General features: G+C 34.2%; 10 protein-coding genes. 6 read left to right on the top strand and 4 right to left on the bottom strand.

All coding sequences use genetic code 11. The annotated features are described in order from the left end of the window. The first annotated feature begins 201 nt into the window (after positions 1-201). From trmH to CY0110_RS05905, 6 genes are all read left to right on the top strand, one after another. Positions 202-864: a tRNA (guanosine(18)-2'-O)-methyltransferase TrmH gene (gene trmH, locus CY0110_RS05930; RefSeq protein WP_008274419.1), complete on the top strand. Its 663-nt coding sequence runs from the start codon at positions 202-204 to the stop codon at positions 862-864. Between the two features lie 110 nt (positions 865-974). Continuing rightward, positions 975-1,601 carry a PEP-CTERM sorting domain-containing protein gene (locus tag CY0110_RS30785; RefSeq protein WP_008274417.1) on the top strand — a complete coding sequence of 209 codons (627 nt, stop codon included), beginning with the start codon at positions 975-977 and terminating at the stop codon, positions 1,599-1,601. A 182-nt stretch (positions 1,602-1,783) separates the two neighbouring features. Next, entirely contained in the window at positions 1,784-2,602 is an 819-nt protein-coding gene (gene minC / locus CY0110_RS05920) for a septum site-determining protein MinC (RefSeq protein ID WP_008274416.1), read from the top strand. Positions 2,603-2,641: 39 nt separating this feature from the next. After that, positions 2,642-3,439, top strand: a complete 798-nt coding sequence (gene minD / locus CY0110_RS05915) for a septum site-determining protein MinD (protein ID WP_008274415.1) — start codon at positions 2,642-2,644, stop codon at positions 3,437-3,439. Between the two features lie 26 nt (positions 3,440-3,465). Then, entirely contained in the window at positions 3,466-3,765 is a 300-nt protein-coding gene (minE, locus tag CY0110_RS05910) for a cell division topological specificity factor MinE (protein WP_008274414.1), read from the top strand. 161 nt (positions 3,766-3,926) lie between these two features. Beyond that, positions 3,927-4,751, top strand: coding sequence for a fasciclin domain-containing protein (locus tag CY0110_RS05905; RefSeq protein ID WP_008274413.1), 825 nt, complete (start codon positions 3,927-3,929; stop codon positions 4,749-4,751). Positions 4,752-4,835: 84 nt separating this feature from the next. Here the strand turns inward: CY0110_RS05905 and CY0110_RS05900 are convergent, their stop codons facing one another. The 4 genes from CY0110_RS05900 to CY0110_RS05890 are packed head-to-tail and all read right to left on the bottom strand — an operon-like array spanning position 4,836 to position 11,911. After that, positions 4,836-7,484 carry a pPIWI_RE module domain-containing protein gene (locus CY0110_RS05900; RefSeq protein ID WP_008274412.1) on the bottom strand — a complete coding sequence of 883 codons (2,649 nt, stop codon included), beginning with the start codon at positions 7,482-7,484 and terminating at the stop codon, positions 4,836-4,838. 57 nt (positions 7,485-7,541) lie between these two features. After that, positions 7,542-7,733, bottom strand: coding sequence for a hypothetical protein (locus CY0110_RS30355; RefSeq protein WP_008274411.1), 192 nt, complete (start codon positions 7,731-7,733; stop codon positions 7,542-7,544). 18 nt (positions 7,734-7,751) lie between these two features. Next, a complete protein-coding gene (locus CY0110_RS05895; protein WP_008274410.1) occupies positions 7,752-10,868 on the bottom strand; it encodes a pPIWI_RE_Z domain-containing protein in 3,117 nt (1,038 codons plus the stop codon). Continuing rightward, on the bottom strand, positions 10,865-11,911 hold the full coding sequence (locus CY0110_RS05890; RefSeq protein ID WP_008274409.1) for a restriction endonuclease-related protein: 1,047 nt from the start codon (positions 11,909-11,911) through the stop codon (positions 10,865-10,867). The genes CY0110_RS05895 and CY0110_RS05890 overlap by 4 nt, the downstream gene beginning before the upstream one ends. Positions 11,912-12,106: the final 195 nt, after the last annotated feature.

The following is a 12,106-nucleotide window of genomic DNA, read 5'->3' as shown; positions in this document are numbered from 1 at the left end:
TATCTCGTTTTCTTTATTTTATCATCAATAGCTAATCTAGTAATTTAGTTTATTGATTATCAATTTTTTAATCTTATTTTAGAAGATAGGGAATAGTGTCATGATATAATTATCTTGATATGAATAAATATTATTCATTTTTGGATTAGGGTATAAATTATCCTTGCAAAAAAATTCTAAATTTTACTAGCTTTTGACTTCATGAATCTGCTTCCTCGACGTTATCATCGTATCAGACAAGTTCTTGAAAAAAGACAACCAGACTTAACTATTTTAACCGAGGATGTTCATAAACCTCATAACTTATCAGCCATTATCCGCACTTGCGATGCTGTGGGAATATTAGATGTTCATTGTATTAATACAACCGATGAATTTCCTACGTTTTCGCAAGTTTCGCAAGGGAGTGATAAGTGGGTCTTTCTCCATAGTCACCCCAATATTAAAACAGGTATAAACCATTTAAAACGCCAAAATTTCAATATATATGCTGCCCATTTTACCGATCAATCTTTAGACTATCGAGAGATTGATTATACTCAACCTACAGCTATTTTATTAGGAGCAGAAAAATGGGGAGTGAGTGAAGAAGCAGCGAACTTAGTGGATGGACATATCATCGTCCCCATGTTAGGAATGGTACAATCTTTGAATGTTTCCGTTGCTGCTGCAGTTATTTTATTTGAGGCACAACGCCAGAGACTAGCACAAAAAATGTATGATACAAGCAGATTAGATTTGGATAGGTATCATAAAATCTTATTTGAATGGAGCTATCCAGCCCTAGCCACAATCTATCAAAAAAAAGGAGAAAATTATCCATCTTTAGGAAAAAATGGAGTAATTCTTCCGAAAAATTCGTGATGAGTAAAAACTAATTCAAGGTTAACTCTAAGAAATTTTATTAAGGGGATGACGATCGGTATATACGTAGGTTAAATTGATCATTAATCAAATTTTATTAAGCGTTTAACATGAACTTTCTAGTAGATAAAATTTTAGCAACCACTACGGTTATCAGCTTAATTGGAGGAATCGTTAACATTAATCCTTCATTTGCTGCAATTATAGGATATAATATGAAATTTTTTGATAACTCAGATAATCAAATTGGTTCTGGTGAATTTACTTATGATGCTGACACAATTACTTGTATTCAAACAGCAGCTTTTGGTGACTCATGCGATCAATTTAATGGTCGTGATGTTAAAACTGAATTAATTAGTTTTTCTGCAAATATATTAGGAACTGAGTGGAGATTTAATGATCGATCAGGACAGCTTTGGTGGGATGAAAACTCAAACAGCGTTTTAGGTGCAATTCCTAATGGACCTGATATATTTGTAGATAAGCAATGGTTTTTTGGCAATCAATTTTCCAACAGGAATTTTTTATCTATTGAGGGACAAAGTGGCGAAAATAGTGGGACTTGGAAGCAAGTGTTAAATTTTGATGTTGATAATTCTCTTAACGGAAAATGGACAGCAATGCTGAAAAAGTCTTCCCCATCTAACCATCATATTGTCCCAGAACCTTTAACGTTACTTGGGACAGCAATTGCCATAGGATTTGGAACCTTTTTTAAAATTAAACTCAAATAATATTTGGTATTTTAAGAGATTAAGCTAGAAGGAAATTTTGATGAATAAATCCCCATTATAAAAATGAATTCTCCACGATAGCATCGGAACAGAGTGAGTAACCAGTAACTTTGCTTCAATGTCGCCGGTTTTTTGCTAATAATGTTAAGCTTAACGTTTAGATTGTCTAAAGATTTAAGTCTATGAGTCGTGAGTCAACCACCTCTTTACCTAATGGTAAGGCCAATCCCTCTAAACCCTATTCCCAAGTCCACCTAAAAAGAGCAGGAAAAAAACTATTATTAATTTTGCCAGACACTGAACCTAAAGAAGCAAACAAAGACTGGATAGAATTATTACAAGACTTAAAATACTGTTTAACCCATCACAAAGGAACCTGGACTCCAGGAACTCCTGTTCATTTATTAGTGGAAAACCGTTTACTTGATAGTCGACAATTTCACAATATTGGTGAAGCGTTAGACGCAGCAGAATTAAAGCTAACTCGTGTTTTTACCACCCGCCGTCAAACCGCTATTACTGCAGCGACAGCTGGCTATTCTGTTGAACAAGAAACCCCCAAACGAGAACTCTTTCCCATAGAGATGTCAAGTCAAACCAATCTTAACGAACCTTTGTATGTTAAAACAACCGTTCGTTCTGGGGTTGCTATTCGTCATCCAGGAACTATTATTATTCAAGGAGATGTTAATCCAGGGGGAGAAGTGATCGCTGATGGGGATATTATTATATGGGGACATTTACGAGGTATTGCCCACGCAGGGGCAAAAGGGAATCCAGAATGTTGTATTATGGCGTTGCGAATGCAGCCAACCCAGTTACGCATTGGAGAAGCTGTAGCGCGACCCCCTGGGGACAGTCCAGAAGTATTTGAACCAGAAGTAGCTTATTTAACAACTGAAGGTATTAGACTAAAGTCTGCCCTCAATTTTAATAAAACCCACACTTTTACGGCCAAGGAAAAGGGATGGACTCAAAAAAACACTCCAAATCCTGCATAATAATTAATTCAAGACTATTGGATAATTGAGCTTTACATTATGAGTCGTGTTATTGTAATTACCTCTGGAAAAGGGGGCGTAGGCAAAACCACTATTACCGCTAATTTAGGATCAGCGATCGCTCGATTAGGGTATAAAATTGCTTTAGTGGATGCAGATTTCGGTTTAAGAAATTTAGATTTACTTCTAGGGCTTGAACAACGAGTGGTTTATACCGCCATTGATGTTTTATCTGGGGAATGTTCCATTGATAAAGCCTTGGTTAAAGATAAACGTCAGCCTAATTTAATGCTATTACCGGCCGCCCAAAATCGCACCAAAGAAGCCATTAGTCCTGATGATATGAAAAAACTGGTGGCATACTTAGATAAACAATTTGATTTCATCTTTATTGATAGTCCGGCTGGTATTGAAATGGGATTTCGTAACGCTATTTGCCCAGCACAAGAAGCGATTATTGTTACCACCCCCGAAATGGCAGCTGTACGTGACGCTGATAGAGTTGTGGGATTGTTAGAAAGCGAAGATATTAAGAAAATTCACCTTATTGTTAATCGCATCAAACCCAAAATGATCCAACTCAATCAAATGATTGGGGTAGAAGATATTTTAGATTTGTTAGTGATTCCCTTATTAGGAATTGTCCCAGATGATGAAAGGATTATTATTTCTACTAATAAAGGGGAACCGTTGGTTTTAGAAGAAACCCCTTCTATTCCAGGTTTAGCCTTTACTAATATTGCCCAACGATTAAACGGAAAAGAAATTCCTTTCCTTGATTTTATGGCTGCTGATGATAATCTCATCACTCGTCTTCTTAGTATTTTCAGAAAGTAAACCCTCTTAATTGATCCCATAAAACCATGATTCTTGAGCTTCTCGAAAAAATATTTCCCTGGAAAAGTCAAACCAAAAGTGGTGAGGACGCAAAACACCGTCTTAAATTCATTATTGCTCACGATCGCGCCGGCTTAAACCCTGAAATGATCGAGGCCATGCGTACAGAAATCTTAGCAGTGGTTAACCGTTACGTCGATATTGATCCCGATGAAATGGAATTTTCTCTAGAAAGCGATCAACGGATGACTGCATTAATCGCTAATTTACCCATTCGTCGCGTTAAACGGGAGACAGAAAAGGCCACGACAGCCTCTGAGTCTTAAATAAAAACTTGAAAATTATCTTCTTAGTTGCTGCATAAAGATTTCCTTATTGTTACTAATTCTCAATACTATAAAAGTTCCCGATTTATCTGAATCTTAACTTTTTTTTGTCAACTTAATTAATAGTTGTCCTGATACTAAAATTTAACATAAGGAAAACTATGATTAAGCAATTGAATTTAACAAAAGGATTAAAATCCTTTGCGGTCTTCTTAGGGGTACTTCTAGCTCTTGGTGTCTCTGTTTCTCCAGCAGTTGCAGAGAAAATGGAAGTAGAAGAGTCCCAGACTGAAACGGAAGTCATGGATAAAGAAGAAGACGATGAGATGTCTGAAACCATGATGGAAAGAGAAACAGACATGACTGACGACGAAATGTCCGCTCCCATTGAAGACACGGAAGAAGAAGTTCAGCTCGAAACAGAAGTCATGGACAAAGAAGAAGACGATGAAATGTCTGAAACCATGATGGAAAAAGAAACGGACATGGATGACGACGAAATGTCCGCTCCCATTGAAAACAAGGAAACCAACATGGATGATGAAGAAATGTCCATGGAAAAAGAAGGCGATACCGCTGAGATGAACTTGGTGGAAACCGCCATGGCCGCTGGAGAGTTTAATACCTTAGTGGCTGCTGTTCAAGCGGCCGGGTTAGCTGAAACCTTATCTGGGGAACAAGAATTTACAGTATTTGCTCCCACTGACGAAGCTTTTGCAGCGTTAGGGGAAGACACCCTCGAAGAATTACTGAAACCTGAAAACAAGGATAAGTTAACCGCTATTTTAACTTACCATGTTGTTCCTGGGATGGTTACTTCTACTGACCTCGAAGCAGGTAAAGTTAAAACCGTTCAAGGTAGTGATCTTGAAGTTGACTTAGGGGAAGCGGTGATGGTGGATGATGCAACAGTCGTTAAAGCCGACATCATGACCAGTAACGGCGTTATTCACGTGATTGATAAGGTGATTTTACCCGCTGAATAAGTAGAGAAACTTTGACATTAATTATTAAGGGGTGGGGTGGATGTTACCATTTCACCCTTTCATCCTAAACCATCGTTAAGAGTTTTACTCAACTGAGTCACTGAAACACCATTCTTTAAGTTTCTCTGCCAAAGATAGAGGTAAAGGATATTTGCATTCGTCTGCACTCCACCAATGACGCGATCGCAACTCATGAGCAATTTTGTGATGTAAGATAAACTTGTTCGGGGATGGTGTAGCTAATATATTATGAGCACGGGGTTGAGGCATTTTCCAATCTTTATAAGAGTCTGGATCACGAGTAACATTAGTCTTAATGCGTTTTCCAGTTTCGGTATCAAGTTTATAAACTTTTTCTCCTTTTTCGTTTTCTTCTTTTTCATATCCTTGTGATGTCCAAGGTTCAACTCTACTTTTATTTTTGGGTTGGTTACTTAATGTTTGTGGTTTTTGAGCAATACTTAATACAGTTTGATGTAATGTTAATCCTATCAATGGTATTTCTCCAGGGTTAGAATTGAGTGGCATAAAAATTCCATTTGCATAAGAAGCTATTTCTGGGTCAAATTCTTCTGAAAAATCTTCATTTTCTATGGGTAGTCCATATCCCGATGCAACTTCATTATTTATTAAATCTCGAATACGAATAATAGTAATTTTCTTAGTTGGTGACTTACTAGAGTTGAAATATGTATCTTGTAACCATGGCCAATATCTTCTAGAATTTTGTGCATGAGCATAGAGATAAATATTCTCAGCATTTGAATAGTTAAGAGTAAGTTCGTCTAACATCTTATTTATAATGACGTTAGGCTGCATATTATTATTGTCATTATTATTGTTGGCTAAATAATTAATTGCTTCAGTAAATGACTTAAATTTTGGATCTCTTGCTACTAATAAAACCTTAATCTCATTTTTATAAATAACAACTAATACGGGTTCATTAAATGCTTTATTCGATGTTGCTTTATTTCGAGAAATTATATGAAATCCTGCATAAACATTATTATCTTCAGCAGTAGATAACGGATAGTTTTGCTCAAAAGGCATTATTGCATCTAAAATTGATTGAAAAGCACGATTAAATAAACTTTTTTCTAATTCTTCTTTTTTCTTGTTATCGGTACATTGTTCATAAGATACGATACATTGAGGAATTAAATTATATTTTGGTAATAGTGATTTAATATAAGATTTTGGATCAGCATTACCTTTATATGATGGATGATCTTGATCTAATATTTCAACTATGATCGGTGTAGAAAAATCTTGTTTATACTTATCAGCGAATGCTTTGAGATGTTGTAATTGAGGAATCTTTTTATTTTTATCTTTTTTCGATGTTTTATATTCTATTGGATCAGCTATACTTTCCCAAGCAATAAATTTTAAATTTAAACTATCTCCAAAATAATGATCAGCAACTTTTTTAATAGCATCTTTTGTTTTGGAATTAGTCGCAGTAGAAACATAAACTGTTATATTATTAGCTCTTTGTTGTAAGAAATCTTTTAAAGTTTCGGTTATTCCAGGTAACTTATCTTTAGAAGGTTTTTGGATTTTAGGTTGTTCACAAAATTGTTCTTTAATTAATTCAGAAGCTTGTTTAAACTGCTGTTTAATAATCTCATTATTTTCAATTTTAGATATTTTTTGCCAAGGTTGACTTAAGTTTACACTCTTTGGTAAAAAGTTAGTAATTTGTTTTAGTAATCTTCTGATATCAGAAATAGGAACGCCTGTTCCGACTCCGACTTTTTGTGATGCTCTAGCAGGAACTAAAATATCTAGATCATCACTTTCAAAATAGTTTAGAGGTTTTAAAAGTACATCTTCAATATCAGGAATGTTTACCCCTAATTTGTCTAATATTGCTCGTATTTTTTTATCTTTCCAGCGACGTTCAAATTCCTTTTTCTTATCTTCTGAGCCTTCTTTTTCAAAGTTTTTCGCCTCTAAAAATGTAAACGCATTAGGCTCAATAAAATTCAATTCTCTTGACCAAGATTTTAGCTTACGAATATAGCAATGAGTGGTATTTCTTTGTAAACCAATTTCGTCTTGATCCCCTCGTTTTACAACCCAACGTTTCATTTTAAAATGAATATTGATTCTTTTATGATTTAGATCGCTTTGGGTAGAAATAACAACACCAATGGAAGCTTTATATTGACGTGGAGTGGTCAACGGTGGCCAGGAAACTAACTCAACTGTATTACTTTTTCTACTAGGACTAAATAGTAACTTAACTTTATTATCTCCTAATTCATATTCTTGTTCACTTAATAGTTTACCCATCGCCCAAGCTGGTGACCACCATTCTAACTGTTCTGGGGTTCTTTTTTTCCATTCAAATTGTTCTAGTGTACATAATTCTTTAACTTTGTCATGACTTGATTCTGGATACCAAACTTCAACCCATTTTCTAAATATTAACTCTAAAACTTTAGGATCAATAGGTTCATCAGCTAAAAAAGCTTCGGGGTTAGATTCATACTCTTTAGTAATCTTATTAAATCTTGTAAGCTTATTAATTACTCTAATTTGAGGTAATAATAAGCGTAACGTATCTAATAAAGAGTCAGTTGGTGCATTTTTATGTTCTCCCTCATAATGTAGTTTAAATTTTTCTAGATTAGGAAATGCCATAACATAACCCGTAATATCTTTAATCAATGTTTCATCATATTCAAAATAAATGGGTTGAAAATAGTTGTATCTTGGTGCCATGATCTGAAAATAATTGCTAGATAGATAAATGATGTGGTAGGGTGGGCAATGCCCACCTTACAGAGGGACTTCACTAATAAAGTGAGTTAAACGGGTCAAAGGATAATAAACTGGCCCATATAACGTTTCAATTAAACGTCCAGATGAACCCCCTTCTTTAATAGCATTCCCCAAAAGTTGACGAACGGCTAACAACAGAGATGTTTTTTCTGTTTCACTGTCACCCTTACCTTGTGCAGTTTGTGGCATAAATGCAGCATCTGTAAATCAAACTACCGTATTTCGTCCCCCACGGGTGCTACGACCAATTAATTGAGTTAAATTTACTGCTAACGTCCAAACAAGCGGATTTCTCATCGCAACCCCTTGTATTTCGTCTGGTAGGTTAGAGAAAATTTGCGGAACAGCTAAGAATACATCTCTTGTATTTCTCGCTTCTCTTTGAATGGTAGTGACAGGTTTAGAACCCATATTATCAACGGCGTTTTTGTTCACTGCACTGATAATAATTTGATTATCATCGGGACGAGGATGTTGTCTTACTAATATCACCATACCACCAAAATAAGGCTCTTCTTTATTATCTGGGTGCATGAGGTTAACCGCGCGAGAAATAGCACCAATAGGAGCAATTAATAGTTCTTTTCCTTGACTGGGAAATTCTGTCATTTTAGAACGAGGAACATTGATATCAGGGGACCATAAAACACTGTCTCCATCTCGAACCACAAAAGACGCTTTTTCTTGATAGGGTGGTTTTAAGCAAGTATAGAAGGTTTTGGCTTCAGCGTAACTATTAGTAATTAATAGGATATTTTTTCGGTCTTCTCCTATTTTATCTTTTAAATAGGTTTGAAATCGATCAATTAAAGGTTCACCTTGGGTAAAGGAACGACATAAACCAGATACCATCTTTCCTATATTGTCGTGACGTTGCTCTCCATAGAAACCAGATATCCTCACAGGAATATTACTATTATCGACTACAGGACAAAAGAAAAATTCACTTTTTTGGGTAACTTTTTCAATTTTTTCTTTTGGTGTTTCTATTAGTAAACTGGGTTTTTGTTGAACATGAAACCCATAGGATTGTTTTTCTTTTCCTGAGTAACTGGTAGCTGAAGTGACTAATAAATGAGATGGTGTTAACCCATCAACCGTAAAAATTTCTTGCCATTGACTCAAAAGCGATCGCCCTATACAAATACCTCTATGTATTTTAAGATGTCCATCTTGATATTGTGCGCTAGTGACTGCACCAACGGGAGAGGCAGGTAACAACTTTTCAAAATCAACGGGTGGAATCAAAGGTAAATTAGATTGAAGTTCGCTATTAGATAATTTTCTAGTTGAAATATGTTTACCTAATGCTCCTAACCCTTGAGCAGCATAAATAGACAATTGTAATAACATTGCTAAATTATTAATAAATTTTTCTTCGTCGGATTCTAATTTATTGAGTTCTGTATCCCATTTCGTTTCTTTGATAAATTCAACGCATTTAGGATGAGGAATTTTTGACGATGGTGTATTTAATAAAATCCCTGCTATGTAAGTTAATTTAGTGACAATTTTGCTATCTTTATTCTCTAATCCGACTAAACTAGGATCGCTGATCTTATCTTGTATCCGTTTAAAGATTTCACGATATCTTTCATAACTTTTTTCGTATTTATTAGCCGTGGGTTTGCGTATTTTTTCTCCTAAACGGATTTTTATTTTTCCTGATAGATGTTCAGCTAAACTATCAAATAAAGACCAAGCACCAAATAATCTTCCTTCTGTTGCACATTGTGTCAGTAATGTTTCAATCTCTTGTGTTGGTTGTTTCCCTTGAAAAATAGCAGCAATATCTCTTAGAGAATACATCATATCTGCGATTGCTTTACACGCTAAAAATTTCCATCCTTCTGATTCCTCAAGATAAGAATCTCTAAATTTTTTGAGTACAACAACTTCCCCTTCTAAAACACTATTTATATGCTGATAAAATTCATTACGTGACCAAGTATCTTGCATTTGCTCAAAAGAGGCAAGGGTAACAATGGGATAAAAAAGTTCATCTAATTTAGGTTGAGCGAGATCCACTTCATCTACTACAAATAAGTCAGTAGTTAAGGCTAAATATTCCAGAATTGTAATGTTTTCTTTTAACGTATGACTCGATACTTTTTTATGAATAAAACCTGGTAAAGTTCCAACAATTAACTGCGCTTCTTCTAACTCTTTAGCAGTAATATGTTGAGGACAAACACCCACTAAAGGACAATCATATTTTTTATTTTTTGTATCATTAATATCTTCTAATTGATTAAAACAAGGTTTTTTATTTCTTTTATTTGTGGTTGACTGTGGACTTGATGGATTTGCTAATGCGAATAAGGGACAACATTGACTTAACCATTTAAACCCTGGATGAGTAAAAGATTGATCTTTATTACCAAACATAATGGCTTGATTTAAGCGACTTAGATGTTTATGTCGTTCAGAGTTACCAATAATAGGTACTGCTTTAATGTTTGTTTTTTGAGCAAATTCCAACCAATCTTGAACCTCTCCTACGCTATTAGTTGCAATGGCAATTCTTTTATTTTGTTCAATTAAAATAGTAATTAAGCTTTCAATTAATGTTGATTTTCCGCTCCCAGTCGGTCCTAAAATATGACTCTCACCATCAATATATATTTCGTCAGTTTCTTTATTATTCTCTACATCCCAATAACGAGACTTTTCAATAATTTCCCCTGCATCATATTTTAAAACTTGTTTTAACTCTTGTCCTTTTTTAACTAATTCTTTAATTTTTACTCTAATCGATTCACGATTATTGCTTAAATTAATACTCGGAATATTATTATTATATTGTATTCCTATATTAGCAATAGCTTCGTCAATTTTAACTAATCTTGTTTCCTCTGAATTAATCTTAAATTGATAGTTGCCTTTTGGTGCAGGATTATAGTTTTTTGTATCAAATTCAAGGTTTTTTTCAGTCAAAACAGCCTTATAACTCTCATAACGATTCGTGAACATATCGTTAGTCAAACGAATATGATTATGATCATAATCAATTTTAAACCCTAAAATACTATTATTATTTTTAGTAAGTTCATCATAATTTCTTAAAGCAATTTCCCAACTAATAGAACTGCGAAATTCTGAGGCTAAATGACGTAAATGTTTAATAATTTGCCATTGATAATCACTTATTCCTGGTTCTCGATAACCTTGCATTAATAAATGAGCTTTTTTGATAGGATGTAAAGGGAAATAAGTATGTAAAGCGTATAACATCAATTCAGTGCGAATAAAATTAGTTGGTTGAGAAACATAATTTTCAGACTGTTCACTTAATTTTTTTAGCCAACTACTTGAATCTCTCATTTTAATTCCTTTTTGATTCGTTTAATTAATTCTGATTCTGAAATTACTGGAATATTCCCTTGATATTTACTTTTCAAAATTGCTTGATTTTGTAGCTTTTTAAGTCGATAATCTGGAACAACAAAAAATGATTGACATTGACCAATCTCAGGTATTCCATCTTCATTTAATTCTCTGGCTAATTTTGTCGCATTTACCCAGTCTTTTGCATCAACTGCCCAACTTTTACCATCAGGAAAAGTTACTTTGAGATCCGCTTTATCTAATTCTGGCCATAATTCTACTTCTAATCCCATTTCCTTAATCTTTTTTTCCAGACGTAATTCAATTAAGGATGGTCTAATTAAACACCTAACAGTATCAGGAAGAGGGGCTTTATCTACTTTATCCTCTAAAGATTCACAACATCCCTCAATTTCTCTTGCTGCACAGTCTAAATAACCACCACATTTTTTGCATAATTGCTTATCATTAGACTGCAGAGGTACGTCTTGATAAGCTTCTTCTAATAAGTCTTTCACTCTTTCAATTTCAGGATGTTCATCTATTAATAATGCTTTATCTAATTCAGAAGGAAAAGGATTTTCTGCTATGAAACGACGGAATTCTGTATAAGTGCTATAAGGTAAATCATTTTTTTGAATTTCTTCCATCAACCGAGGAATATAACTTTGATTATTATCAATTTCTAAACTCAAACTATACTCAATTGCATAATCTTCACATTCTTCTGATGGTTTCGTCATATCCTCAATTAAAGGTTCATCAGGAAAATCGACCCATTGACAAAATTCGGGGTCTACTGCTTCTATCGACTCTCTTGCTGCTTGAACCATATTAAGAATAGAAGGATGACGGATTTTTCCATCTCTCAATATCCATTTAATACTTAATTTTTCAAATGCTTCGTGTAAAGGTTGAGGAAATGGCTGATAATCATTAACAAGATAAGCAGGTTCACCTCTGTTGATGCGATCGCAGATTTCTACTAACCCTTTACACAGTTTAATAAATAATATTTCTTCTGTTTCTTGTTTTGTCATCTCTACTTACAAACAGAATAGTAATATCAATAATAAGCCTTCATTAGTCAATCTGTTTTTAAGTAATATTATCTTAATATTTTTATTGGCTTTAAATTTAATAATTAACAGAAATGATTAGATAATTGGTCACTGATAAGCGATCGCCGATCACCAATCAGAAGGAAAGCTGTAAAGTAGTAAAAGTCATTTCTG

The organism is Crocosphaera chwakensis CCY0110, assembly GCF_000169335.1.
Lineage (GTDB): Bacteria > Cyanobacteriota > Cyanobacteriia > Cyanobacteriales > Microcystaceae > Crocosphaera > Crocosphaera chwakensis.
This window is presented reverse-complemented; position numbering and strand designations above follow the sequence as displayed.